This is a genomic window from Mesorhizobium sp. NZP2298, from assembly GCF_013170825.1.
Taxonomy (GTDB): Bacteria; Pseudomonadota; Alphaproteobacteria; order Rhizobiales; family Rhizobiaceae; genus Mesorhizobium.
Map to the genome: position 1 here is coordinate 1598923 of NZ_CP033365.1, position 23882 is coordinate 1622804.

The following is a 23882-nucleotide window of genomic DNA, read 5'->3' on the forward strand; positions in this document are numbered from 1 at the left end:
TCGATTCCAGGAAGCACAATCATGTCAACACGCATCAGGGAAAGTCGGGGGCAGGAAATGGCCCTGACGACGGCGGTGGCGGTCGTTATCGTGCTGCTTTCGCTGCTGCCCATGCTGCGCCTCGTCAAGGAGATCGTGGCACCCGGCGGAACCCTGTCGACCGTGGCCGTGCAGGCCGGGCTGAGAAGCCCGGCGACATGGATCGCGACATGGCACACACTGGTCGTCGGCATCGGCGGGACATTGCTTGCCGTGTTGTCGGGAACGCTGGTGGCGGTCCTGGTCTCGCTGACCGACATACGCGGCCGCGGCGCCCTGGTGCTGTGCTACGTCATGCCGCTGATGATCGCGCCGCAGGTGACGGCGCTGGCCTGGCTGCAACTGTTCGGTCCGGCAAGCCCGTTCCTCAAGCTGTTCGGCGCCGCACCGCCACTGGGCACGAAGAACCCGCTCTATTCGACCTCGGGCATCATCCTGCTGCTTGGCGTGCAATACGGCCCGCTGGTCTTCCTGCTGGTGCGGGCCGGCCTGCGCAAGCTGCCGCGCGAACTGGTCGAGGCCGCACGCGCCGGTGGCGCCGGCTGGTTCACCGTGCTTGTCACCATCGTGCTGCCTTTGATGACGCCGTCGATCATGGCGGCCGCGGCGCTGGCCTTCGTCTCCTGCGTCGGCAATTTCGGCATTCCGGCCTTTCTCGGCATTCCGGCCAACTATCTCGTGCTGCCGACGCTCATCTATCAGAGGCTGGCCGGCGGCGGTCCGGCGGTGCTCGGCGAAACCGCATTCCTCTCGGTGCTGATCGGGGTCATCGCCATGGCCGGCATCCTTGTCCAGGAGGTGATGAGCCGCCGCCGCGACTACCGTATTTCCTCGACATCGCTGCCGGCTGAACCCTACGAGCTCGGCCGCTGGCGGCCCGCTGTCCAGGCCGGCATGTGGCTCCTGATCGTGCTGGTACTGTTCCTGCCGCTGTTCGGGCTGGTGCTGACCTCGCTGGTGCCAGGCTATGGCATCGCATTGACCGCCAAGACGGCGACGCTCGACAATTACCGTTTCGTTCTGTTCGAGCACGATGCCGCAAAGCGCGCCTTCTTCAACAGTTTCTGGCTGTCGATCGCGGCGGCTTTCTTCGCGGTCATCGTGGCCGTGCCTGTCGGCTATCTCATCGCCTGGGGCAAGCAACGCTGGGTGCGGCTGCTCAACCTGTCGGTCGAACTGCCCTATGCCTTGCCCGGCGTGGTGCTGGCGATCGCCTCGCTGCTCTTGTTCCTGCGGCCGATCCCGTTCACCGGTATCCAGCTCTACAACACGGTCTGGATCATCCTCTACGCTTATCTCGCCAGATTCCTGGTGTTGGCGCTGCGGCCGACCATCAGCGGCTATCACCAGATCGACCGGGCGCTGGAAGAGGCCGCGCAGGTGGCCGGCGCCGGCCTGTTCACGCGCATGCGCACCATAGTCTTTCCACTGGTCGCTCCGGCGGCGATCGCAGGCGGCCTGTTGATCTTCATGACGGCGCTCAGCGAACTTACCGTCTCGGCGCTGCTGTGGTCCTCGGGCTCCGAGACGATCGGCGTGGTGATGTTTTCCTTCGAGCAAGGCGGCGATTCCAACTATGCCGCGGCGATGTCGGTCATCACGGTCGCGGTCACCTTCGTGCTCATGCTGGTGACCAATCTGCTTGCCCCTCATCTTCCGAGTGGAGTTCTGCCATGGCGCGATTGACCCTGGACCATGTGACCAAGAGCTTCGCCGATTTCGATGCGGTGAAGGACGTCTCGATCGACGTCGCCGACGGCGAGTTTCTCGCCGTGCTCGGGCCTTCCGGCTGCGGCAAGACGACGTTGCTGCGGCTCGTCGCCGGCTTCGAGAAAGTGACATCGGGCGAAATCCGCATCGGCAGCGAGGTGGTGTCGGCCAAGGATGGCAGCGTCGCGCCGGAAAAGCGGCGCGTCGGCATTGTCTTCCAGAATTATGCGCTGTGGCCGCACATGACGGTTGCCGAAAACATCGGCTATTCGCTGAAGGTGGCGAAGCTCGACAAGGCGGTTGCGCGCCAGAAGGTCGAGGACGCGCTCGCCTTGGTCAATTTGCAGGGGCTTGGCGAGCGCCGGCCCGCCAATCTCTCCGGCGGCCAGCGCCAGCGCGTGGCATTGGCGCGATGCCTTGTCGCCGCGCCCTCGCTGGTGCTGTTCGACGAGCCGCTCGCTAATCTCGACGTGCATCTCAGAGCCTCGATGGAGGACGAGTTCGCAGCCTTCCACAAGCGCACCGGCACAACCATCGTCTACATCACCCATGATCAGGCCGAGGCAATGGCGCTGGCCGATCGCATCGCGGTGATGGATCACGGCAGGCTCGTGCAGCTGGCGACGCCGCGCAAGCTCTATCATGAGCCGGCAAATGAAATGGTGGCGTCCTTCATCTCGCAAGGCATATTGCTGCCGGCGGATGTTCTGACGGGCGAAGAGGGCGGCCATTGCAAGGTCAGGGTTCTCGGAGCCGAGCTGGTGGTCCGCTGCGGCCTCGGCGAGCGACCGCGCGCGGGTGCCAAGATCTGCTGTCGGTCCGCGGATCTCGACGCATCACCGGATGGTCCGGGTTTCGACGGCCTCGTCAAGCGGGTGATCTATCAGGGCGGCGCGGCGCGCGTCGAATTCACGCCTGCGGCCGGTCCCGAGCTTACCTTGCATTTTGAACAGCCAGACCCGGTCACGCTCGAGAGCGGGGCTCAGGCGCGGCTGCGGATAAGATCCGGATGGCTCATCCCGGCGGAGGCGGTATCGTGATGATGCTGGACCTGCTCGGCGGCTTTGGGGAAAAGGGCCGTACCAGCCTCGCTGTCAACAACGGCGACGACCGCATCCTGCTCGATGTCGGCATCAAGGTCGGCGCTTCCGGCGCGGAGTATTATCCGGCGCTCAACGGATCGGTCGGCGACATCGATGCGCTTTTTGTCTCGCACGCCCACGAAGATCATGTCGGCGCGCTGAGCTGGCTGTTGTCGCGCGGCTATACCGGCCCGATCTTCATGACAACCGAAACGCGCGACGAGGCGCCGGCCACGCTCGCTGCCTATGCCGAGCCGGAGGATTTCAGGCGCTTTCCGTTCCCGCACGATCGTGTCGAAATCTTCGAACCCGGTGATACATTGAAGAGTGGCAATCTTACGGTCCGGACCGGGCGGTCGGGACATGTCGTGGGCGGTGTCTGGTTCGCCGTCGATAACGGGAAAAGCCGCGTCGCCTATTCGGCCGATGTGGTGCCAGATAGCCATGTGTTCGTGATGGACACGATCCCGCACTGCGATCTTCTGGTCTTCGATGCCTCCTACGGCGCCGATCCAGTATCAGGGACGGCGCGTGCGCGGGAAATTTCCGAATGGGTGGCAAGGCATCCGCAGGGGTGCCTCCTGCCGACGCCTTTGTCGGGCCGGTCGCTGGAATTGATCGCGGCTCTGCCGGGCCCGTTTGCCATCCATGCCGGCATGCGTTTCTCCCTGGAAGCACAGATTGGCGCCACGGCGGCCTTGTTGCCTGGGGTTTCCGAGCTTCTGCGTGTCCGCTTGGCGAGCGCTGTCGACTGGACCGATGCCGATCCGTTGCCGCCGCTGCCGTTGCTGGCCGATGACGGCATGGGCGAGGCCGGGCCGTCGTCGCGCCTGTTGCCGCGCGCCGATCAGGCTGGGTTCCCTGTACTGCTTACCGGGCATCTGCCGGCGGGTTCTCCGGGCGATCTCCTGTACAGGGCCGGTCGGGCGGACTGGGTGCGCATGCCGACCCATCCGACGCTGTCGGGCAATGTCGATATCTGGGAAAAGGCAGGGCGGCCTGAGGCGCTGGGACATTCCTGCGCCACGGATCTTCTCGCCGACCTCAAGAGCCACATCCCGTCACTGCGCACGCAATGCCGCACAGGCCAGCGCATCATGGTGCCGCAAGGAAGCAAACAATGAGAATCCTGATCTGCAATGACGACGGCATCGAGGCGCCGGGCCTCGCCCGCCTCGCCAACGCCGCCGGCGGGTTAAGCGACGATGTGTGGGTGGTCGCGCCTGACGGCAAGCGCACCGCCGCCGGCTCGTCGCTGACCATTGCGAGGCCGTTGACGATGCGGCGCGTCAAGCCGAACTGGTACTCTTGCTCGGGCACCCCGGCCGATTGCGTGGTCAGCGCGATGACATGGCTGTTCGCCGAGACAAAGAAGCCGGATTTGGTGCTGGCGGGCGTCAATGACGGCCGCAACGTCGCCGAGGACCTCGCCTATTCCGGCACGCTCGGCATTGCCCGGGAGGCAACTTTCTGGGGCGTGCCGGCGATCGGCTTCTCGCGGGTGAAAAATCCTGATTTCAGCGACGGCGACGACCCATGGCTTGGCGCGCTGATCGCCTCGCTGTGGCAGTCGCGCTCCGGCTGGTCGACAGAGGGGCATTGGCTGAGCGTCAACCTGCCGACCGCGCTGCCGGCTGCGATCCGCCAGCCGCGCATCGGCCGTGACAAGATCGGGCGCACGGCACAAATCGCCGAAAGCGATGGCGATCGCACCATCATCACCGTGCCGCGCGGGCGCGCGCATGCGAGTGAGTCGGGCGACGAGAACGCTGCAATCGATGCCGGTTTCGTCAGCATCAACCGGCTGAACTGGTTTGGCGAAACGCGGCTGGACGAGAAGCTTCTGGCCGGGATTCAGCGCAACGGCGACGCCAGCTGATTTCAGGTCTGGATCGTCGAGCTGCGCGAGTGACGCTAGCGTTTTGGAGACGCGGCCCGCGAGACCGCAGATCACCAAGCTGTCAGCGGTCAAATTGCGTCAATCCAATGCTTATGCTTGAAGCTGCCGTTATTTCATTCCACATCGGGCGCAATGAATGGCAAGATACGAGAGTGGTTTCGCAATTGGCGATGGGCCTTGGCCGCATCGCTGATCCTGCATGCCATGATCGCGGCGTTCTTGTTCTTTGGCGTGCCGAGGTCCGAGCAGCAACCGGCTCAGCAGGAACAGCCCGTCAATGTCGCGATCGTGCCGCCGCCCGAGAAGCCTAAGCCGAAACCTGCTCCAAAGCCACCGGAGCCTAAGCCTGAAAAGAAGGCTGAAAAGCCACCTGAACAAAAGCCGCCTCCGGAACCGCCGAAACCGCCAGACGAACAGGTTCTGAAGCGCGTTTTTCAGTACGGCCAGAAAGATACTGGGCCGGAGAAATCGCTCGACGGAAGCAGCGCTAAACCCAGCACGCCGTCGCCGGCCAAGGATGAGGCGGCGAAGCCGCCTATAACACCGACGCCTGCGCCGGCCCAGCCCGCCCCGGCTGCAACGCCTCAGCAGAAGGCAGAGCCCAGCAAACCTGACGAGAAGCCTGCCACCGTTCCGCCCGACGAAAAACCCGCGCAAAGCGAGGAAAAGCAAGCGACCGAGGATGCCGATAAGCAACAGTCGGACAAGCAGGAGCCAGCATCGCAAACCGCCGAAAAACCAGAGGTCGTGACGCCAAAGCCATTGGCGGCTGAGACCGGTGACAAGCCGGCGCCTCCAGCCTCAACTGGAAAGGCAAAGCCCAAACCTGCCAAGACAATGGCGTTCAAACCGGCAAGAGCCTTCAAGGCGCCGGTTGGGAATGCTGGAAGGTCAAACCCCACCAACAACGACGTTGCGGGATCACCGATCTATTCCGGCCTTCCGGGCGTCAGAAAGCTCTACTCGCCGGGAGCAACCGGCGATGCGTTCGCCACGAGCTCAATGGATAAAGTGCCGCGTGGGGTGCGCGCGGCCACCCTTTGCGGCAACGTTCTGAGCCGAGAATTGCAGAATGCCGACTATACGATCAAGTGGGTTCCAAACAGCCCGTTGGACGCGGGCAATGTCCTCAATCCTCCGAAAGCCGCCTTCAGCACCAGAAGCGCCTGGTACAATCTGGACTTCCGGTGCGAAGTCGACGCCGATGCGACGAGGGTCCTGTCCTTCAACTTCCATGTGGGCTCATTGGTCCCGCGTGGCGAATGGGCCAGTCGCGGATTTACAAAGTATCCGCTGAATTAGGCTGGCACGCCGAGCCGGGACAATTGCCGGCTAATACCATGCCAGTTGGAGCAGACGAAATCAGTACCAGCCGCCGTCAGGCGCGCGCCATGACATAGGCTGCCGCCGATCGCCGTCATGCCGGCGGCAGCCGCGCCTTTGGTCGGGCTGTCCTGGGTGTGCTGAGCCAAATTGTCATCAGCCAAATGCGCAAATCCAATGCCAATGCTTGAACCCGCCGCTATTTCATTCCACATCGGCTGGGATGAAGGACGAGGCACGAGAACGGCGTCGAAATGTGCTGTGGGGCATCCCCGCATCGCTGATCCTGCACGTGCTTGTCGCGGCAATCCTGATATATGGCCTGCCAATTCCTCCGCAAAAGCCGCAGGAGGAGCAGCCAGTCAATGTGGCGCTCGTGCCTCCGCCCGATCAGCCGAAACCGAAACCTACTCCCGTATCGCCCCCTAAGCCACCGGAACCGAAGTTTGAAAAACCACCGGAGCCTAAGGTAGAACAACCGCCCGAGCAGAGAGTTGAAAAGCCACCTCCGCCCGAAAAGCAGGCACAGAAGCCCCCGCCGGTAGAGGTCCTGAAGCCCGTTTTTCAGTTCGGCGACAAGGATAACGGCCCGAGGAAATCCTTGGATGGGGCCAGCGCTCAGGACAGTTCGCTGGCGCCGGCCAAGGATGACGCTTCGAAGCCACCGGTCGAGCCGCCGGCAGAAAACCAGCCTGTCAAGCCGGCAGACTCCGAGCAGCAGGCAGATCCAACCAAGGCTGAGGAGAAGTCGGCAATCGCGACGACGGACGCCAAGCCGACACAGGATGCGGAGAAACAGGCGGCGATCGACGCCGCCAAGCAACAGGGCACGGCACCAGCGCCTTTGGCTGCCGACGGCGAGATCGAGCTTCCCCCATCAGCCGAAGCGCCGAAGTCCAAACCTGCAAGTGCGCCGAAGCCCAGCACTTCTAAGGCCTCGAAGTCTGCATCGCGGAACGGTTCGGGCCTTCCAAGTGTTCGCAGGCTCTATTCGCAGGGCGCAACCAGCGATGCGCTGGCCACCACCTCGATGGGCGGCGTGCCTCGCAATGAGCGTGCTTCCCTACTTTGCGCCAGCGAGTTGCAACAGCAACTGGTGGAAGGTTCCTATTTTCCTATTCAGTGGCCGAAAGTTCCGCTGAAGGGGGGCAATATAATTTACGCTCCGGATGTCGCCTTCAGTACGACAACCACATGGTACCATCTGAGCTTCCGGTGCGAGGTCGACACCGATGCGACGAGGGTCTTGTCGTTCGACTTCCGTGTCGGCGCTGAGCTTCCACGCAGCGAATGGCCGCGGCCTCTCTAGCCTGCCAGTCTAGGCCGGCACGCGAAGCCCGGCCAATTGCCGGCTAATTTCATGCCAGTCGGCGCAGACGAAATCGGCGCCGGCCGCGGTCAGCCGCGCGGCATGCTCGGCATAGGTGTGGCCGCCGCCGGTGTAGCCGATCGCCGTCATGCCGGCGGCAACCGCGCCCTGGATGCCGAAGGGCGAATCCTCGACGACGATGCAGTCGGCCGGATTGGCGCCCAACCTGGCGGCGGCGAACAGGAAGATGTCCGGCGCCGGCTTGCCGTTCTTGACCATCGAGGAGCTGTAGATCTCATCGCCGAAGAAATGCGCCAGCCCGGTGACGGCAAGGCTGTGGTTTATCCGCTCGACCGAGGATGACGAGGCAACGCAGCGGTCGCCCTCGAGCGTTTCCAGAAACGCGGCTATGCCAGGGGTCGGCTTCAATTCCTCGGTGAACAGGACCTTGGTCTCGGCCCAGATGTCGCCGTCGGCCGAAGCCGGAAACTGGTGGCCGGTCAATTCCCTGATCCGCACGATGATGTCGGACTGCTTCATGCCGACGCACTGGGCGATGATGCCGCCATGGACGCCTGGCATGCCGTGCTTTTCATAGACGCGTTCATAGGCCCTGGCTGCCAGCGGCTCGCTGTCGACGAGCACGCCGTCGCAATCGAAAATGATAGGCCTTGGTCGCGCCACGCACTTGTCTCCTGAAGTCAATTTCCGCACATCGCTATCGGCAAAAAGTCAAATGTTCAATAGTGCGACGGGCTGATGGCGCTTGGGCTCGAAAACGGAGAGCAGTCAAAGCTGGCGCAACGCATCGCTTGCGCGGGAGGATCCGAGCGCCCGTTGCATGGCTTGCCGGGACTGTGCGCGGTCGGGCGTTATCCAGTTCGGCTCGGCACCGAGGAAGCGGTCGAGGAAAGCCACCGCGTAGGCCGGCATCTCGGTGACATTCTCGCGATAGGACCACCATGTGCGCAGGTCGTCGGCGCATTTGTCGATGCTGGGCGCCTTGCCGAACTCCTGTTCGTAGATGGCCGAGATCACCGAGACGCAGTAGTTGGTGTAGAGGAAGCCTTCCGGCCAGAAGCGGATGATTTCCAGCGTGCCGGCATTCTGATCCGTCTCGATGAGCTGCGCGAGGCCGGAGATCTCCCTTGCCGGCGCCTGTTTGATCAGTTCGCGCAGCACGAGGCCGGCGGCAAAGACGATGAAGTCGGCGCGGTCTATCGCGGCAAAGCGCTTCTGCGCCTCCATGATCTCGACCCAGTCGAGAAAAGCTCGGGTGAGCTTCGCCTCGTCGATCTCGTAGCGCACGCCGAACGTGTCCGAAACCACCTTGGCGCTGCCGCGGAAGGTGGCGCGGAACCAGCGCAGCTGCCGCAACCGGTGGCGCAGGTCGGGCATAAGGGCCAGTTCATCCCTGAAGGGCAGTTCCATTGCATGCATCCCGTTTGGTGGCAGGTTAGCACAGCGGTGCCGCCGCCGAAATCGGCCGACGGTCCTGTGGATGACCGCGACCAAGGCCAATATCATACATATTGACATTCGCGGAAACAAATGTTCTCACTTTGCTGTTGTCGCGCGCCGGTCCAAGGTGCGGTTCAACTGAGGCTTCGGGAGGAGAACCGAATGGCGATTTGGCAGTGGGGACTGCTTCTGCTGGTTATTGTCTGGGCGCTGCAGTCGCTCGGCGTCTGGCTGCAGATGCGGCACTATTCGGATGTCTTCCGGGGCGTCACCGACCAGTACAAGGATGGCTTCGTCGGAGCCGGCAATTTTCGCGGCCGGTTGGCCAAGGGCACCATCGCGCTTGTCGTGGTGACGCCCGACCTGATCGTGCGCCGCATGATGGTGATGAGCGGCCGTTCCGTTTTCACCAAGTTCAAAAGACATGAAGAATTCGAGGGAGTTCCCCTCGATCGACTCCGGTCCAACCCTGCGATCATGGGGGAGGGGGAACCCGGTGTGGCCGAGGCCGTGAAGCGGGCGATCGAACAGATCGACAAAGCACGGTCGGAGCCGGGGAAGAAGCCGGGCCTGGCCGGCTTGAATGTAGCAAGGGCATAGAGGACGCCGTGCGCCGACTGGGATCAACCGGCCGACCGGCATAAGGAGGAGAAATGTCTGTATTTTCGTTGTTGGCGCAGCATGCCGACATGGCCGTGCACAATCTGCATGTCGCAGGTGCGATGGTCTCGGATGCTGCATTGCATGGCAAGCTCGCCGTCGAGCATGCTTCCGATCATCTCGTTGTCCTTGCGCAAGCAGACAGCGGGCCCATCACCGTCGACCAGTTCAAGGAAAAGCTGAAGGACGTCCAGCAGGAAGAGCAGCTCGGCTGGCTGACCGCCATCGGCAAGTACTTCATCGGCATCTTCCAGAAGGGCGGCGAAGTGTTCGCCGGCTTCGTCACCGGCATTATTCCGACGCTGGTGGTGCTGATGACCGCCTTCTACGCCGTCACCGAACTGGTCGGCGAGGAGCGCGTGCATGGCCTGGCGCGTGGCGCCGGCAGGATTGCCTTGACCCGCTATACGCTGCTGCCGCTGCTGGCGGTGTTCTTCCTCACCAATCCGATGGCCTATACGTTCGGATCGTTCCTGGAAGAAAAGCACAAGCCGGCTTTCTATGACGCGGCCGTGTCCTACGTGCATCCGCCGCTTGGCCTGTTCCCGCACATCAATCCCGGCGAATATTTCGTCTGGGGCGGCATTCTCGTGGCTCTGCTCGAGCTTGAGAAGAAGGGCGTCGTCGTCGCCGGTTACCACGTCAAGGTGGCGATCTGGTACGCTATTGTCGGCCTCGTCGTCATCCTGCTCAAGGGCATGCTGACCGAGCGCATCACCACCATCATGGCACGCCGCCAGGGCGTCGAGCTGTAAGGGCGGGGAGGACAATCATGGCCAAGACATACAAAGCCGTAAAGATCTCCCGGGGCTCCACCGGCTGGGGCGGCCCGCTCGTCATCGAGCCGACCGCGCAGCGCGACAAGGTCGTCTCCGTCACCGGCGGCGGCATCCATCCCGTAGCCCAGCTTATCGCCGACATGACCGGTGCCACGGCCGTCGACGGCTTCAAGGCGCCGCCGGTCGAAGGCGAGATGGCTGTTGTCGTCGTCGATTGCGGCGGCACCGCACGCTGCGGCGTCTATCCGCGCAAGCGCATCCCGACCGTCAATCTAACGCCGGTCGGTCAGGCTGGGCCGCTCGCCCAGTTCATCACGGAGGACATCTACGTTTCGGGCGTGAAACCGGCCAACGTCACAATGGCGGACGGATCCGAGGCGGTCACCACCGCGGGGGGAGCAGCATCGATGAGTTCAGGCAATAACACTGCAGCCGCGGCGCCACAGCCGCTGCCGAGCGAAGGCGGGCTGATCGGCCTGATCAGCTCGATCGGCCGCGTCATGGGCCGGGTGGTCGGCATTTTCTTCAATGCCGGCCGCCGTACCATCGACCAGGTGGTGCGCAACGTGCTGCCGTTCATGGCCTTCGTGACCATGCTTATCGGCCTGATCCTCTACACCGGCATTGGCGATGTGCTCGCCCAGCCGATGGGTCCGCTGGCCAACAACATCGTCGGCCTGCTGATCATCTCGGCCATTTGCGGCCTGCCGTTCCTGTCGCCCATCCTGGGGCCGGGCGCGGTCATCGCGCAGGTCATCGGCGTAGCCATCATCGGCCCGCAGATCGCCAACGGCACGATTTCGCCGGCGATGGCCCTGCCGGCGTTGTTTGCCTACAACACCCAGGTCGGCTGCGACTTCGTGCCTGTCGGCCTGGCGCTTGGTGAAGCCAAGCCGAAAACCATCGAAATCGGTGTGCCGGCGGTGCTCATCAGCCGCCAGATCATGGGTCCGGTCTCGGTGTTGATCGCCTGGGTCGTCTCACTGATCGTGTTTTAAAGAGATTAAGGAAATGAGGTTCGCCATATGACGGTTCTGTTGAGAACACGGGTCACTTCCATCGGACCCGAAGTGGCGGATCTTGCCGAAGGGGGCGTGCTCATCCTGTTCGCGGATGGCTCGCCGCCGGAGCTTGCCGAAGTCTCCGTCCTGCACAAGACGGAGCAGGGACCAAGTGACGGAGCGCCCCCCAAGGGCGCTTCGATCACCGTCGGTTCGGTTTCAGCCGTCATAACGGCGGTAGGCTCCAGCGCATGGAGCAAGGTGCTCGAGATGGGCCATGTCGTCATCTCGTTCAACGGCGCCACCGAGGCCGAGAGGCCGGGCGAGATCTGCGCATCGCAGGTCGATACCCAAGCGCTCGTGGCCGCCCTGGAGACAGGCGCGATCATCACCATCGCCGCCTGAACACACGCGCTGGGACCGTCCGGTCTTGGCGCCAAGAGCAATTCCAGGAAAAGTGTGAAACGGTTTTCCGTCCGGAATTGCGTCAAAACAAAGAGTTAGAGCGATTTCGCCGAAATGGCGAAATAGCTCCAGGAAAAGCAGAGTATTTGCCATGGAACGCTCGACCATCGTCAGAGTGCATGAAGGTTTGCACGCCCGTCCCGCCACGCGGTTCGTCAAACTCGCGAAGGGTTTCGAATCCGATGTCGAACTGGTCAAGGACGGCAAGGCGGTCAGCGCCAAGAGCTCGGTCAAGCTGATGCTGCTGGCGGTCAAGGAAAACCAGGAAGTCACCGTTCGGGCGAACGGCGCGGATGCCATCGAGGCCATCGAAGCGCTGATCGGCTATCTCGAAAACCCCAAGGCTGGTCTCGACGATGAAGCGGGGCCGCAGAGCCCGGCCAATGATGCCGGGCCGGAAGCGGCACCCGCGCCGGCCGAATCTGCGCTCGCTGCCTCCGGCGAAGCAAATGGCTTGCGCGGTGTCGCGGCAAGCGAGGGTGTCGCGATCGGGCCGGCTTTCGCGCATTTCCCGCCTGATATCACAGGGCAAGGTCGCACGCTGCGGGCTGAAGAGATCGCCGGCGAGATTGACAGGTTCCGCGCCGCCGTCGCCGCCGTCCAGGCGCGCATGGACCGGGCCTTGGCGCAGGACAGCCTGTCGGCCGGAGACCGTGGCATCGTCGCGGCACTCAGGGATATCGCCGCCGATGACAGCCTGACCGGCGAGGCCGAGAAGGCGATCAAGGGCGGCAACGACGCGGTCTCGGCCGTCATCACCGCCGCGTCCGCCATCGCGGCCGATTTCAGCGCCGTCGACGATCATTATCTGAATGCGCGCGCTGACGACGTTCATGCCGTCGGGCGGCAGATCTGTCTCGTCCTGCTTGGGCAGGACGACGTCAGCCTCGAAAACATTCCGCAGGGGGCCATCCTGATCGCCGACGACATCGGCGCCTGGGATCTGGCGCGCGCGCCGCTGAAACGCATAGGCGGGGTGATTTGCGGCCATGGAGGCGCCACCTCGCACATCGCCATCATTGCCCGCTCGCATGGCATTCCGGCGGTGCTGGGCCTCGGCGACCAGATCAATGCCTTGCGCACGGCGCACGACGTGGCGCTCGACGGCAACACGGGCCATGTGATCATCGACCCCGACGAGGCGACGCGTGCCGATTTCGCCGGCCGTGTCAAAGCGGCGGCGAGCGAGCTTGCCGGCCTGACCGCCTTCAAGACGGTGACGCCGAAGCGCGCCGACGGCAGGGTCATCGAGGTCGCGGCCAATATCGGTTCGCTCGAGGAAATCGAAGCAGCGCAGGAGGCCGGAGCCATGGGCGTCGGCCTGTTCCGCACCGAGCTTCTGTTCATGCGCCACATGCACCTGCCCTCCGAGGACATGCAGGCCGAGACCTATGCGGCGCTGGCCAAGGCCTTCGAGCCCTATCCGGTCATCGTGCGCACGCTCGACATCGGCGGCGACAAGCCGATCGCCGGCATCGAGTTCCCCGACGAGGAAAACCCCTTTCTCGGCTGGCGCGGCATCCGCATGTGCCTCGACCGGCCCGACATCTTCAAGCGTCAGCTCAGGGCGCTGCTCAGGGCGGCCGTGCATGGCAACATCAAGGTGATGCTGCCGATGGTGTCCGATATTTCCGAAGTCACGCGCACCCGCGCACTGGTTGATGAATGCGCCGCCGAACTCAAGGCCGAAGGCGTGCCGCATGCGACGTTCGATCTCGGCGTGATGATCGAGACCCCGGCCGCGGTGCTGATCGCCCCGGCGCTGGCCAAGGAAGTGGCCTTCTTCTCGATCGGCACCAACGACCTGACCCAGTACATCATGGCCGCCGACCGGCTGAACCCGACCGTGGCCAAGCTCAACGACGTCACCAATCCGGCGGTCATGTCGGCGATCGAGCTGACGGCAAAAGCCGGCGTCGCCGCAGGCATCATGGTTGGCATGTGCGGCGAAGCGGCCGGGCGACCGGACCTGATCCCGGCCTTCGTGAAGATGGGGCTGACCGAGCTTTCGATGAGCCCGGCCTCGATCCAGCGCGCCAAGAAAACGATCACGGCCATGATAGCCGGGGAATAGATTTCCGAAAGCGCTGCTGGGGCTACGGCAAATGCGCAAGCAAGGTGGCGAAGACAGGCGTCAGCTCGTCGACCGGGCTTGCCTTGGCGCAGGCCTGCAGAATGCGGTCATGACGGATATCGACCGCCAGGATCGCGATCTCCAGCATGTCCGGCTCCGGCGCGCCGTCGCGACCGGTGGTCGCCAGGCCGCAGGCCAGAACGACCGGCGCCAGGCAGCTTATGTCGAGTGCCCGCTCCCTCGCCATTTCCGGCGCGGCTTCGCCAAAGCGGACCGGACGCTGGCCGAGCAACTCTACCAGCAATGCCGCGCAGGTGGCCGCGATTGCCGGCAGCCCGGCACCCGGCGCGGCCAGGGCCGCCAACAAATCAGCATGGCGCTTGCGCATGGCGGCGTGAGCGGCTGCGAAATCGGCTTCGTGGATGCGGGCGTTTTCGATCTTGAGCCCGGCAAGCACCGCCTTGGCCAGATAGTACATGTCGCGCCGGAACAGGCGCTCGGCACTCAATTGCCGCTCTTCGTTTCCGGCCGGGAAATAGGTGCCGAGGCCCTTTACGGTCGTGCCGTCCACCTTGATCGGACGCTCATGCGGAACAAAGGATTCAGCGATCGACAACGCGTCGTCGACGGCGCTGGCGGCATGGCTGAGCAAGCCTTCGATGCCCTTGCCGGGAAACGGCGGCAGATGGCTGGTCGCCTCGCGCAGGACGCTGGCGTCGCCGCTGCCGTCATGGCGGCTCTGCCGGATGATGTCTCGGACTTCCCGCAACCGGTCCTTCAGGTTGACGCGGACGTCTTCGGAGATTTGTCGGAGCATCGCGGTTCGCCTCGAAAGTGCCGTGGATTGCCGCCAGCAAGGGGCGCCCAACACTCTACATTGTTCCTATCGATTGGTAGATCAATAGGCGATAGTAGACCAGCATGCAGAATCGGTGACGGCGCGCGCATCCGTCACCGCGGGGGAGGGATGACTTGGCCAGGCGACGACAAATCGACGAAGGTCGGGCGGGAGCCGAAGCGACCGAACAGGTCGTCAGCGAAAGCCGGACGGATCGTCTGAGGATTCGGGCGGCCTGGATGTATTTCGTCGAGCAGATGACGCAGAACGAGATCGCCGACGTGCTTGGCGTCGGCCGCGTCACCATCGTGCGCATGCTGGCGGAGGCGCGTTCGCGAAACGAGGTCAAGATCACCATCGAGAGCGAATTGTCGGAGATCGTGCGGCTGGAGCGCGCGCTCGAGCGGACGTTCGGCCTGCAGCAGGCGCTGGTGGCGCCGCTCACCGCGCCCAATGCCGACCCGATCCCCGCGATCAGCGCCAAGACCGGGATCTTCCTGTCCGATACGATGAAATCCGGCATGCGCGTCGGCGTCGGCTGGGGCAGGACGTTGTTCTCGAGCCTGCCGTTCATCAGCGCCAAGTCGCTCTCGGACTTCAAGGTCATCTCGCTGCTGGGCGGCGTTGGCGTCGCGCGTCGCTACAATCCGGCGGAGTTCGCCTGGCGGTTCGCCCAGGTCTTCCAGGGTGACGGCTATCTCATTCCGACACCGGCCGTTGTCGACAGCGTCGAGACCAAGATAGCGCTGGTGGAGCGCTGCGGCCTGCAGGAAATCTTCGAAATGGCCGACACGCTTGATGCCGTGCTGCTGTCGATCGGCGGCATCGCCTCGGCGACGACCTTCTATCGGGGCGGCTTCCTCAAGGAGGCGGAGCGTGAGGCGCTGGTGTCGCGCGGCGCGGTCGGCGACCTTCTGTTCCATTTCTTCGACCGCAATGGCGATCTGGTCGACCATCCGATCAACAGCCTGGTGATGTCGGTGGATGTCGACCGCCTGCGCAAGGCGCCGATCCGTATCCTGACCTCCGGCGGCGAGGAGAAGATCGAGGCTCTGCTCGGCGCCATGAACCTGATCGCGCCGACGATCCTGATCACCGACGAGGAGACCGCAAAACGCATGCTCGAGGCGGTCAGCGCAGGCTGAAGGACCCGGTAATGTAATCGGGCCAGGCCTGCTGCTCGTCGAAAACGGCGGCAAGATCCGGTGTGTCCGCCAATATCCCGCTGAGAACCAGTGCCGTGGCGATGCCGGAACCGTTTCCGCCCGCAATGTCATGCTCGACGCTGTCGCCAACGCAGACCACGCTGGCGCGATCGGGCTCGCCGGCCAGTGCCAGGGCCGCGTCGAAAATCGCCGGATAGGGCTTGCCGATGCGGGTGACGCTGCCGCCGAGGTCTTCGTAGAGATCGGCGATCTCGCCCGCGCCGAAACGGGGGCCTGCCGCCGTCAGCATGATCTTGTCGGGATTGGTGCAGAAGCACGGCACCTGACGTGCCGCCGCCGGGGCAAGCAGCCGGCGATAATGATCGAGGTCATGGCGGTCGCCCTCGCTGGCCGAGATCAGTACCAATTCGGCGTCCTCGCCGGCCTGCGTCAGCACAAAGGGCAAGCCTTCGACCGCGGTGCGGTCGTCGTCGCGGCTGATCAGCAGGCACTTTGTCCCCGGGCGCAGCCTTCCCGATGCCGCCATGTCATTGAAGGAGCGCCACGCCACCTCGCCGGAGGAGACAAAATGGTCCCAGCTTCCGGCGGCGAAGCCGAGCTTCAGCAGGCGATCCTCATTGGGCCTAGCGCGCTTGCCGGAGTTGGAAATCAGCACCACCGTCTTGCCGGCGCTCTTTAGCGCCGACAATGCCTCTACCGCGCCCGGATAAGGGGCCCGGCCGTCATGCAGCACGCCGAACTGGTCGAGCAGGAAAACCTGGTAGAGGCCAGCCAGCGGTCCGATACCGTCGAGTCGTTCGATTGTTTTCGCGCTCATAGGAGTCCGGCCTTGCTTGCGCCCCTCAGCGCCAGCCGCGCGGTGCCGGCGGCGGCCTCGTCGGAAAGTGCGGGCAGGAAGTCGACGCCGAGCTTGCGCCGCCGGATATCAGTCCAGGCCGGATTTGCGGCGCCGCCTCCCACGCTCCTGACCGATGTCAGCGCCGGCGCGCCAAGTTCGGCCAATCTGCGATAGCCGAGTGCCTCGATCGCCGCCATGCCTTCCAACATCGCCTTGAGATAGTCGGTGTCGTCAGCCGGCCTCGGGGCAAGGCGTGGCGGAAGGGTCGGATCGGCGATCGGGAACCGCTCGCCTGGTATGCTGAGCGGGTAATAGTCGAGGCCGGTCTCGGTCGCGGGATCGATTGCCGCGCTGAGCTCGATGATCCGCGCCAGTGGAAATTGCTGAGCCAGCACCTTGCCGCCGGAATTCGATGCACCGCCGGCCAGCCAGGCATTGCCGAGGCGATGGCTGTAGATGCCGAAGCGTGGCGCCGAGATCGGCCGGTCGGACAGTATCTTGATGGTCAGCGAGGATCCCAGCGCCGTGACGCCGTCGCCGGCCGCCGTGGCGCCCGTTGCCAGGAACGAGGCGCAGCCATCCGTGGTGCCGGCGACCACGACCACATTGCGCGACAAACCGAACAGCTCCGCGGCGGCCGCGGCGAGCGAGCCGGTGACGTCGCCCGGCTCGACGACGTCAGGCAGCAAGTCCATGCGCATGCCGGTGGCCGCGATCCAGTCCGGCCAGCGGCGGGCCCCGACATCATAGCCTGTCTTCAGGGCATTGTTCTCGTCGCTGACATCGAAGCGGCCGGAGAGATTTCCGGCAATCCAGTCAGCCTGGTGCAGCACGGCCGCGATATCAGGCAGATGCTGGAACCGCAACGCCTTGGCGAGGCCGGACGTCGCGCCGTGGGCGGCGCTCGCATCCGGCGCGTCGCGGGCGATCGCGGCCAGTATATCCCCTTCGGCGACCTTGTCGTTGTACATCAGCGGCTCCGCCAGCGGCTGCCCTGTGGCGTCGACCGGCAGCAGTGTACCCGACGTGCCGTCGACGGCGATGGCGCGGACTGAGGCGCGGTCGATGCCCCAAAGCAGTTCCGTCAGAGCCGCCTGGGCCGCTCGCCACCATGCCGAGGGGGCGCGGGGGTCTTGGCCGAATCTGTCGAGCCGGACGGCGGACTGGCCGGCAATCGAAAAGTCCGGGCGCATCGCGACAGCGCGCGCGCCCGATGTGCCCATATCGATGCCGATGACAAGTGGCATCATGTCTTCAGTCCTTTGCTAACCGGCGGCATTCAGCTTCTGGCGATACTGTTCGGCGTCCCAATTGACCAGTTCGTCATTCTCGGCGGCGGTGAGATAGCTCAATCGGGCCGTGACATCGACGCGTGCCGTCACGTCGGCCAGGCATCTCTGCATGGCGTCGGCGCCGGCGCTGGCGTCGCCGCGCATCAGCACACCGGCATCGGGAAACAGGATCGCCACGGGTGCCGCGCCAAGCCGCGCGGTGACGCCGGCGGCGTCTTCGCCGGGCCTCGCCACGACCGAGCCCTGGCCGAGGAAGATGACATGGTCGGGATAGAGGCTGCCGGCCCCGGCCATGCGGCGGCTTTCCGGATCGAGCGCGACGGCATGGGCTTCGACATCCGCCGGCAATCGGTAGGCGCTTTCGCCAACAAGCGATGTCAGGGCCGCGATGTCGGGTGCGATGGTCGCGCGCGCCGGGCGCGCCAGCAGTGATCGGACGCGGTGGAGCAGACGATCCGCCTCGGCGACGGTTTCGGCGGCGACGACCAGCCCGTGATTGCCGAGGATCAGTACATCGACGCCAGGCCGCAGCTTCTCGGCAATGCCGCGGGCAAGCGGCAGGCCCGGCCGGAAATAGGGCACGTAGGCCCATTCGATGCCCCCCAGCCGCTTGGCGACCTGGGCTTCGCCATCGGCCTGCACGGCAAGCGAAATCGTGTCGACGCAGTGGACATGCAAAACCACGCGCTGCGGCATCAAAGCGTGCACCGTGGTCTCGATCGATGGGCGCAGGCCGCGCGAATTGAGCGCCGCAATGGCGAAGCCCTGCGGCTTGTCGGCGGCCGGGTCGCGCTCTTCAACCGCCTTGAGCAGCGGCGCCATCGCCACCGGCACCATGATGTCGTCGGTGAGCGCATCCTTCAGCCAGGTGCCGGACGCCTTGATCCAAAGCGTGTCGCCGGCCTTGAGCGAGGTGTTGCCGCCCGCCGCCTGGGTCATATGCGCGTCCAGCCCAATGCCGGCTGAAAGTGCCCGCAAGGCCGCCAGTTCCTGCGCGTCAGCTTGGGTTGCCATGGCGCCATTCCTTCCACGCTGCACGAAATCCCGCCGCCCGGGCCGCTGTTGGCGCTGATATCGCAGATGCGAGCGACTTACGTCAACAGTGATCTACTATCATCAAAACTGGCTTGCAATCTCACTGATGTTGAGTAAGTTGCACCAATTGCCGTGGGAAAATGGCATTGGGAGGAAGAAGTTGAGCGACTCCGGCCGCCAGCGTCAGATCGTCGAACTGCTGCGGGATCGCCCGTTTGCCTCGGTGCGCGAGCTGCAGGAGCGGCTTGGCGTTTCGGCTGCGACGGTCAGGCGCGACATCGACCGGATCGACGAGGCCGGTGAGGCGCGCAAGGTCTATGGCGGCATCTCGGCGCTCGACGGGGCCTCGCAGGCGGGCATTGCCTATGCCCGGCCCTATGACGAGAACCGTGACCTCGCCGTCGAGGCCAAGCGGCAGATCGCGGCCGTAGCGGCGACCATGGTGCGCGACGGCGACGCCGTCATCGTCCATGGCGGCTCGACCTGCTTCCACCTCGGAGTCAAGCTCGCCGACCGCAACATCCGCCTCTACACCAATTCGATGCCGCTGGCCGCCTATCTCAGCGACCACGGCCATTGCAGCCTGACTGTTGCGGGTGGTGACCTGCATCGCGAGCCCGGCATCATCCACTCCCTGACCCAGGCAACGCCCTTCTACGCATCGAAATTCTTTCTCGGCGCACAAGGTCTCAACCAGGAAGGGGTGCTGGAATCGCACCCGCTGCTGGTGCGCTCCATCGCCGACCTCAGCCTCTGCTCCGACCAGATCGTGGTGCTGGCCGACAGCCGCAAACTGTCGATCCACGCGCGCAATGTCGCGCTGCCCCTGTCGCGCATCGGCACGCTGGTGACCGATGACGGGCTCTCCGATGCCGATGCGCGCATGCTGGAGGATGCCGGCGTCATGGTGCGGATTGCTTCCACTTCGGGGGCGATCCCGTGAGGCTGGCGGTGCTCGATTTCGGCAAGACCAATTCGAAGCTGTTCGTCTTCGGCCAGGACGGACGCATTCTCGACGAGCGCCGGACCCAGCCGAAATGGACGCGCAAGGACGGGTTCAGCGTGCTCGAGGAGGCCGAGCTCCATGATTGGGCACTCGGTGCCGTCACTGACGCGATCGAAAACCATGGCGTGGAAGGGGTGATGGTGTCGGGCCATGGCTGCACCTTTGCTCTCGTCGATGACGCGGCGCTGACGCATCCGATCCTCGACTACGAGCAGGAGCCGCCGGCCGAAATCGCCGCGCGGATCGATCGCGGCATCCCGGACTTCTCCGAGACGTTCTCGCCCCGCCTGCCGCTCGGCTTCAACTATGGTCGTCACATGCTGTGGCTGCAGGAGGTCGATCCCGATGCGTTCGCGGCGTCGAAATCGATCCTCGCCTATCCGCAATACTGGAGCTGGCGCCTGGGCGGCCGGCCAGCCTGCGAAGTGTCCTATCTCGGTTGCCATTCGCATTTGTGGGCGCCGCGCAAACGCGATTTCTCCTCACTGGTCGATGCCCAGGGGTGGCGCGGGCGGATGCCGGCCTTCGAGCGCGCCGGCACGGTCATCGGCGAACGGCGCCTTGCAGGCGCGGCGCGGCCGATCGCCATCCACAATGGCGTTCACGACTCGAATGCGGCGCTGCATGCCTATCGCCGGCAGGACCTTGGCCCGCTGACCGTCGTGTCGACAGGCACATGGGTCATCGTGCTCAATCCCGACTGCCCGCTGGACGTGCTCGACCGTGAGCGCGACATGCTGGTCAATGTCGATGTCGACGGCGGCCCGGTGCCGACCATCCGCTTCATGGGCGGGCGCGAATTCGCCGTCATCAGCGACGGCTGGCAAGGCGCGATTCCGCATGGCTCGATCCAGCAAGCGATCGACGCCGGCATCATGGCGCTGCCGAGCTTCGCGCCGGGCGGCCCGATGCCGGACAGTCCCGGCCGGCTGGTCGGACGCACGCCCGATGCCGGAGAACGCGCCGCGGCGGCTCTGCTCTATGTGGCGCTGATGGTCGATCTCTGCCTTGACCTCATCCATTCGCAAAACACCGTCATCGTCGATGGCGGGCTGAACGTCGGCGGGCTGCTTGCCGGGCTCATTGCACAATTGCGTCCCGGACAGGCATTCCTGCAGGGCGCCTCACTGGAAGGCAGTGCCACGGGGGCGGCAGCGCTCGCATTCGAGAGCGTCGGTCGCGAATTCGCCGCCGAGGCGCCAGAGCCGGCGCACGCGACGGGCTTCGGCGGCCTCGCCGGCTACCGCGACGCCTGGCGCGATCGCATTGTCGCGCAGGGCGCCACCGTCAAGGCTGCGGGTGGTGCACGATGAGCGTGCCGGCGCAGAAACACGCAAGCAATCATCCAGTGCTGGAGATGCGCCACATCTCCAAGACCTTTGGCGCGATCCGCGCCCTTCATGATGTCTCGCTCACCGTTCATGCCGGCGAACTGCACGCGCTGATGGGCGAAAACGGCGCCGGCAAGTCGACGCTGATGAAAGTGCTGTCGGGCGCCTATCGTCCGGATGCGGGAGGCGAGATCCTGATCGATGGCGCGCCCACCGCGACCGGCGATCCGATCAAGGCGCGCGCCGCGGGCATCGCGGTGATCTATCAGGAGCTGTCGCTGGCGCCCAACCTGACGGTGGCGCAGAACATCTTCCTCGGCAACGAGCCGCGGCGCTTCGGCATCGTCGACCGTGACCAGTGCAGCCTGCGCGCGAACGAAATCATCGCGCGGCTCGGCGTCTCCTTCTCGGCGCGCGCCCTGGTCTCCACCCTATCGCTGGGCGAGCGCCAGCTGGTCGAGATCGCGCGTGCGCTGTCAACCAATGCGCGCATCATCGTCATGGACGAGCCGACAACGTCGCTGACCTCACGCGAGACCGACCGGCTGTTCGAGGTGATCGCGACGCTGAAATCGCAAGGCATCGCCATCATCTACATCAGCCATCGCATGGAAGAGGTCTACCAGCTCGCCGATCGCGTCAGCGTGCTGCGCGACAGCGGCTATGTCGGCACGCTGGAACGCGCCGACCTCAACGCTTCGCGGCTGGTGTCGATGATGGTCGGACGCGATCTCTCCGCCTTCTACAAGAAGGATCATCGCCCACCGGACGAGAAGCGCGCGGTCGCGCTCTCGGTGCACGGCATGTCCGACGGGCGGCTGTTGAAGAACTGTTCGTTCGACCTTCACAAGGGCGAGGTGCTGGCCCTGGCGGGTCTTGTCGGTTCCGGCCGCACCGAGCTTGCCCGGCTGATCTTCGGCGCCGACAAACGCATATCGGGCACGGTGGAGCTCGAGGGCAAACCGATCTCCATCGGCTCGCCGCGCGAGGCGCTCGATGCCGGCATCGCCTACCTCACCGAGGATCGCAAGGAGCTCGGCTTGTTCCTCGACATGTCGATTTCCGACAACATCAACATGGGCGTGCTGGCCAGGGACGCGCGGGCCGCCGGATTTCGCGATTTCAGCGCCGCCGACAGGCGTGCGGCAAAAGCGATTACCGACCTGTCGATCCGTACCCGTTCCGCGCAGGCCAATGCGGGCTCGCTGTCGGGCGGCAACCAGCAGAAGGTGCTGCTCGCCCGGCTGCTGGAAACCGAGCCGAAGGTCGTCATCCTCGACGAGCCGACCCGCGGCGTCGACGTCGGCGCCAAGTCGGAAATCTACCGGCTGATCGACAATCTCGCCAACAAAGGCATCGCCATCCTGATGATCTCCAGCGAATTGCCCGAGGTGATCGGCGTCGCCGACCGCGTGCTGGTGATGCGCGACGGCACCATAGCGGGCGAGGTGGCTGCATCCGGGGGCGAGCCGCTTCGTCAGGAAGCGATCATGGAACTTGCGACGGGAGCGGCCCAGGAATGACCGACAGAACAACGACGAGCGTGGATCAGGCCGCGGTCAGGAGCCGCCGGCTGCGCACCGCCTTCGCAGCACTTGGCATGCTACCGGTGCTGGTGCTGCTGGCGGCCGGCTTCCAGTTCATCAATCCCCGCTTCCTCACCGAAACCAACCTGCTCATCGTCACGCAGCAATCATCGATCAACATCGTGCTGGCGGCTGGAATGACCTTCGTCATCCTGACTGGCGGCATCGACCTGTCGGTAGGCTCCATCCTCGCCGCCGCGGCGATGGTGGCGGTGCTGGTGTCATTGGTGCCTGACTGGGGTCTCCTCGGCGTGCCGGCGGCCATCCTGGCCGGCCTCGGCTTTGGCCTCATCAATGGGCTGCTCGTCGCCTATATCAGGCTGCCCCCCTTCATCGTCACGCTGGGTTCGCTGACGGCCGTGCGCGGCATTGCCCGCCTGCTCGGGCAGGATACGACCGTGTTCAACTCCGACCTGCCGTTCGATTTCATCGGCAACGGCTCGTTGTTCGGCATTCCCTGGCTGGTCGTCATCGCATTGTCGGTCGTCGTGCTGTCCTGGCTGGTGCTGAAGCGCACGGTGCTCGGCACCTGGATCTATGCCGTCGGCGGCAATGCCGAGGCGGCGCGGCTGACCGGCATCAAGGTGCCGCTGGTGCTGCTCTTCGTCTACGGCGTTTCCGGCCTGCTCGCCGGGCTCGGCGGCGCGATGTCGGCGGCAAGGCTCTATGCCGCCAATGGCCTGCAGCTCGGCCAGTCCTACGAACTCGACGCCATCGCCGCGGTCATCCTGGGCGGCACCAGCTTCGTCGGTGGCGTCGGCTCGATCTGGGGCACGCTGATCGGCGGCCTGATCATCGCGGTGCTCTCCAACGGGCTCATCTTGGCCGGCGTTTCGGACATCTGGCAGTACATCATCAAGGGATTGGTCATCATCGTGGCGGTCGCCCTCGACCGCTACCGGCTCCAGGCAGGGGCGAGAACGTGAGTGACCTGGTCGCCGGCATCAAAGGCCGGCTTGTGTAACGCACCGTGAGAGGCGCGGGGCA

General features: G+C 64.6%; 23 protein-coding genes. 16 read left to right on the forward strand and 7 right to left on the reverse strand.

All coding sequences use genetic code 11. The annotated features are described in order from the left end of the window. The first annotated feature begins 21 nt into the window (after positions 1-21). The 5 genes from EB231_RS07760 to EB231_RS07780 all read left to right on the forward strand — a co-directional run bounded on the left by EB231_RS07760 (position 22) and on the right by EB231_RS07780 (position 6033). Positions 22-1725 carry an ABC transporter permease gene (locus EB231_RS07760; protein ID WP_172348298.1) on the forward strand — a complete coding sequence of 568 codons (1704 nt, stop codon included), beginning with the start codon at positions 22-24 and terminating at the stop codon, positions 1723-1725. After that, the gene (locus tag EB231_RS07765; RefSeq protein WP_172348299.1) at positions 1713-2789 is read left to right on the forward strand and encodes an ABC transporter ATP-binding protein; all 1077 of its coding nucleotides are present in this window, start codon (positions 1713-1715) and stop codon (positions 2787-2789) included. Before EB231_RS07760 ends, EB231_RS07765 begins: the two co-directional genes overlap by 13 nt. Continuing rightward, the gene (locus EB231_RS07770; RefSeq protein ID WP_172352836.1) at positions 2789-3955 is read left to right on the forward strand and encodes an MBL fold metallo-hydrolase; all 1167 of its coding nucleotides are present in this window, start codon (positions 2789-2791) and stop codon (positions 3953-3955) included. Before EB231_RS07765 ends, EB231_RS07770 begins: the two co-directional genes overlap by 1 nt. Next, positions 3952-4710, forward strand: a complete 759-nt coding sequence (locus EB231_RS07775) for a 5'/3'-nucleotidase SurE (RefSeq protein ID WP_172348300.1) — start codon at positions 3952-3954, stop codon at positions 4708-4710. Before EB231_RS07770 ends, EB231_RS07775 begins: the two co-directional genes overlap by 4 nt. Positions 4711-4863: 153 nt before the next feature. After that, the gene (locus tag EB231_RS07780; RefSeq protein WP_172352837.1) at positions 4864-6033 is read left to right on the forward strand and encodes a DUF930 domain-containing protein; all 1170 of its coding nucleotides are present in this window, start codon (positions 4864-4866) and stop codon (positions 6031-6033) included. Here EB231_RS07780 and EB231_RS07785 read toward each other — a convergent pair. Beyond that, positions 6030-6218, reverse strand: coding sequence for a hypothetical protein (locus EB231_RS07785; RefSeq protein ID WP_172348301.1), 189 nt, complete (start codon positions 6216-6218; stop codon positions 6030-6032). The genes EB231_RS07780 and EB231_RS07785 overlap by 4 nt on opposite strands. A gap of 59 nt (positions 6219-6277) precedes the next feature. Here EB231_RS07785 and EB231_RS07790 point away from each other — a divergent pair, with 59 nt between their 5' ends. Beyond that, positions 6278-7363 carry a DUF930 domain-containing protein gene (locus EB231_RS07790; protein ID WP_172348302.1) on the forward strand — a complete coding sequence of 362 codons (1086 nt, stop codon included), beginning with the start codon at positions 6278-6280 and terminating at the stop codon, positions 7361-7363. 9 nt (positions 7364-7372) lie between these two features. On the opposite strand, the gene EB231_RS07795 is transcribed toward EB231_RS07790, so the two are convergent. After that, positions 7373-8047 carry an HAD family hydrolase gene (locus EB231_RS07795; protein ID WP_172348303.1) on the reverse strand — a complete coding sequence of 225 codons (675 nt, stop codon included), beginning with the start codon at positions 8045-8047 and terminating at the stop codon, positions 7373-7375. A 105-nt stretch (positions 8048-8152) separates the two neighbouring features. Beyond that, positions 8153-8794 carry a hypothetical protein gene (locus EB231_RS07800; RefSeq protein WP_140772549.1) on the reverse strand — a complete coding sequence of 214 codons (642 nt, stop codon included), beginning with the start codon at positions 8792-8794 and terminating at the stop codon, positions 8153-8155. A 192-nt stretch (positions 8795-8986) separates the two neighbouring features. Between EB231_RS07800 and EB231_RS07805 the strand changes: the two genes are divergently transcribed. From EB231_RS07805 to ptsP, 5 genes are all read left to right on the forward strand, one after another. Next, a complete protein-coding gene (locus EB231_RS07805) occupies positions 8987-9424 on the forward strand; it encodes a transcriptional regulator GutM (protein ID WP_115140659.1) in 438 nt (145 codons plus the stop codon). 53 nt (positions 9425-9477) lie between these two features. Continuing rightward, the gene (gene srlA / locus EB231_RS07810; RefSeq protein WP_027054143.1) at positions 9478-10239 is read left to right on the forward strand and encodes a PTS glucitol/sorbitol transporter subunit IIC; all 762 of its coding nucleotides are present in this window, start codon (positions 9478-9480) and stop codon (positions 10237-10239) included. 17 nt (positions 10240-10256) lie between these two features. Beyond that, entirely contained in the window at positions 10257-11261 is a 1005-nt protein-coding gene (gene srlE / locus EB231_RS07815; protein WP_172348304.1) for a PTS glucitol/sorbitol transporter subunit IIB, read from the forward strand. Between the two features lie 27 nt (positions 11262-11288). Further along, complete coding sequence (locus tag EB231_RS07820) at positions 11289-11669, forward strand: PTS glucitol/sorbitol transporter subunit IIA (RefSeq protein WP_172348305.1); 381 nt, start codon at positions 11289-11291, stop codon at positions 11667-11669. 151 nt (positions 11670-11820) lie between these two features. Beyond that, the gene (gene ptsP, locus EB231_RS07825) at positions 11821-13803 is read left to right on the forward strand and encodes a phosphoenolpyruvate--protein phosphotransferase (RefSeq protein ID WP_172348306.1); all 1983 of its coding nucleotides are present in this window, start codon (positions 11821-11823) and stop codon (positions 13801-13803) included. A gap of 22 nt (positions 13804-13825) precedes the next feature. Here the strand turns inward: ptsP and EB231_RS07830 are convergent, their stop codons facing one another. Then, entirely contained in the window at positions 13826-14620 is a 795-nt protein-coding gene (locus EB231_RS07830; protein WP_172348307.1) for a hypothetical protein, read from the reverse strand. Between the two features lie 155 nt (positions 14621-14775). On the opposite strand from EB231_RS07830, the gene EB231_RS07835 reads away from it, so the two are divergent. After that, positions 14776-15786 carry a sugar-binding transcriptional regulator gene (locus tag EB231_RS07835; protein ID WP_445299300.1) on the forward strand — a complete coding sequence of 337 codons (1011 nt, stop codon included), beginning with the start codon at positions 14776-14778 and terminating at the stop codon, positions 15784-15786. On the opposite strand, the gene EB231_RS07840 is transcribed toward EB231_RS07835, so the two are convergent. From EB231_RS07840 to EB231_RS07850, 3 genes are read right to left on the reverse strand one after another with little or no spacing between them, the layout of a single operon-like run. Further along, positions 15773-16624, reverse strand: a complete 852-nt coding sequence (locus tag EB231_RS07840) for a TIGR01459 family HAD-type hydrolase (RefSeq protein ID WP_172348308.1) — start codon at positions 16622-16624, stop codon at positions 15773-15775. The genes EB231_RS07835 and EB231_RS07840 overlap by 14 nt on opposite strands. After that, positions 16621-17895 (reverse strand): FGGY-family carbohydrate kinase, encoded by a 1275-nt coding sequence (locus EB231_RS07845; protein WP_172348309.1) that lies wholly within the window; start codon positions 17893-17895, stop codon positions 16621-16623. The genes EB231_RS07840 and EB231_RS07845 overlap by 4 nt, the downstream gene beginning before the upstream one ends. Positions 17896-17910: 15 nt before the next feature. Then, complete coding sequence (locus EB231_RS07850; protein ID WP_172348310.1) at positions 17911-18951, reverse strand: class II aldolase/adducin family protein; 1041 nt, start codon at positions 18949-18951, stop codon at positions 17911-17913. Between the two features lie 181 nt (positions 18952-19132). On the opposite strand from EB231_RS07850, the gene EB231_RS07855 reads away from it, so the two are divergent. Genes EB231_RS07855 through EB231_RS07870 form a run of 4 tightly spaced genes read left to right on the forward strand, consistent with a single transcriptional unit; the run spans position 19133 to position 23821 of the window. After that, positions 19133-19915 (forward strand): DeoR/GlpR family DNA-binding transcription regulator, encoded by a 783-nt coding sequence (locus EB231_RS07855; protein ID WP_172348311.1) that lies wholly within the window; start codon positions 19133-19135, stop codon positions 19913-19915. Further along, entirely contained in the window at positions 19912-21291 is a 1380-nt protein-coding gene (locus tag EB231_RS07860; protein WP_172348312.1) for an FGGY-family carbohydrate kinase, read from the forward strand. The genes EB231_RS07855 and EB231_RS07860 overlap by 4 nt, the downstream gene beginning before the upstream one ends. Continuing rightward, positions 21288-22832 (forward strand): sugar ABC transporter ATP-binding protein, encoded by a 1545-nt coding sequence (locus EB231_RS07865; RefSeq protein WP_172348313.1) that lies wholly within the window; start codon positions 21288-21290, stop codon positions 22830-22832. Before EB231_RS07860 ends, EB231_RS07865 begins: the two co-directional genes overlap by 4 nt. Further along, positions 22829-23821 (forward strand): ABC transporter permease subunit, encoded by a 993-nt coding sequence (locus EB231_RS07870; RefSeq protein WP_140772523.1) that lies wholly within the window; start codon positions 22829-22831, stop codon positions 23819-23821. The genes EB231_RS07865 and EB231_RS07870 overlap by 4 nt, the downstream gene beginning before the upstream one ends. Positions 23822-23882: the final 61 nt, after the last annotated feature.

Coding starts and splice junctions, on each gene's coding strand:
- EB231_RS07760 (WP_172348298.1), top strand. CDS start 22: ATGTCAACACGCATCAGGGAAAGTCGGGGGCAGGAAATGGCCCTGACG.
- EB231_RS07765 (WP_172348299.1), top strand. CDS start 1,713: ATGGCGCGATTGACCCTGGACCATGTGACCAAGAGCTTCGCCGATTTC.
- EB231_RS07770 (WP_172352836.1), top strand. CDS start 2,789: ATGATGCTGGACCTGCTCGGCGGCTTTGGGGAAAAGGGCCGTACCAGC.
- EB231_RS07775 (WP_172348300.1), top strand. CDS start 3,952: ATGAGAATCCTGATCTGCAATGACGACGGCATCGAGGCGCCGGGCCTC.
- EB231_RS07780 (WP_172352837.1), top strand. CDS start 4,864: ATGAATGGCAAGATACGAGAGTGGTTTCGCAATTGGCGATGGGCCTTG.
- EB231_RS07790 (WP_172348302.1), top strand. CDS start 6,278: ATGAAGGACGAGGCACGAGAACGGCGTCGAAATGTGCTGTGGGGCATC.
- EB231_RS07800 (WP_140772549.1), bottom strand. CDS start 8,794: ATGGAACTGCCCTTCAGGGATGAACTGGCCCTTATGCCCGACCTGCGC.
- EB231_RS07805 (WP_115140659.1), top strand. CDS start 8,987: ATGGCGATTTGGCAGTGGGGACTGCTTCTGCTGGTTATTGTCTGGGCG.
- srlA (WP_027054143.1), top strand. CDS start 9,478: ATGTCTGTATTTTCGTTGTTGGCGCAGCATGCCGACATGGCCGTGCAC.
- srlE (WP_172348304.1), top strand. CDS start 10,257: ATGGCCAAGACATACAAAGCCGTAAAGATCTCCCGGGGCTCCACCGGC.
- EB231_RS07820 (WP_172348305.1), top strand. CDS start 11,289: ATGACGGTTCTGTTGAGAACACGGGTCACTTCCATCGGACCCGAAGTG.
- ptsP (WP_172348306.1), top strand. CDS start 11,821: ATGGAACGCTCGACCATCGTCAGAGTGCATGAAGGTTTGCACGCCCGT.
- EB231_RS07830 (WP_172348307.1), bottom strand. CDS start 14,620: ATGCTCCGACAAATCTCCGAAGACGTCCGCGTCAACCTGAAGGACCGG.
- EB231_RS07840 (WP_172348308.1), bottom strand. CDS start 16,624: ATGAGCGCGAAAACAATCGAACGACTCGACGGTATCGGACCGCTGGCT.
- EB231_RS07845 (WP_172348309.1), bottom strand. CDS start 17,895: ATGATGCCACTTGTCATCGGCATCGATATGGGCACATCGGGCGCGCGC.
- EB231_RS07850 (WP_172348310.1), bottom strand. CDS start 18,951: ATGGCAACCCAAGCTGACGCGCAGGAACTGGCGGCCTTGCGGGCACTT.
- EB231_RS07865 (WP_172348313.1), top strand. CDS start 21,288: ATGAGCGTGCCGGCGCAGAAACACGCAAGCAATCATCCAGTGCTGGAG.
- EB231_RS07870 (WP_140772523.1), top strand. CDS start 22,829: ATGACCGACAGAACAACGACGAGCGTGGATCAGGCCGCGGTCAGGAGC.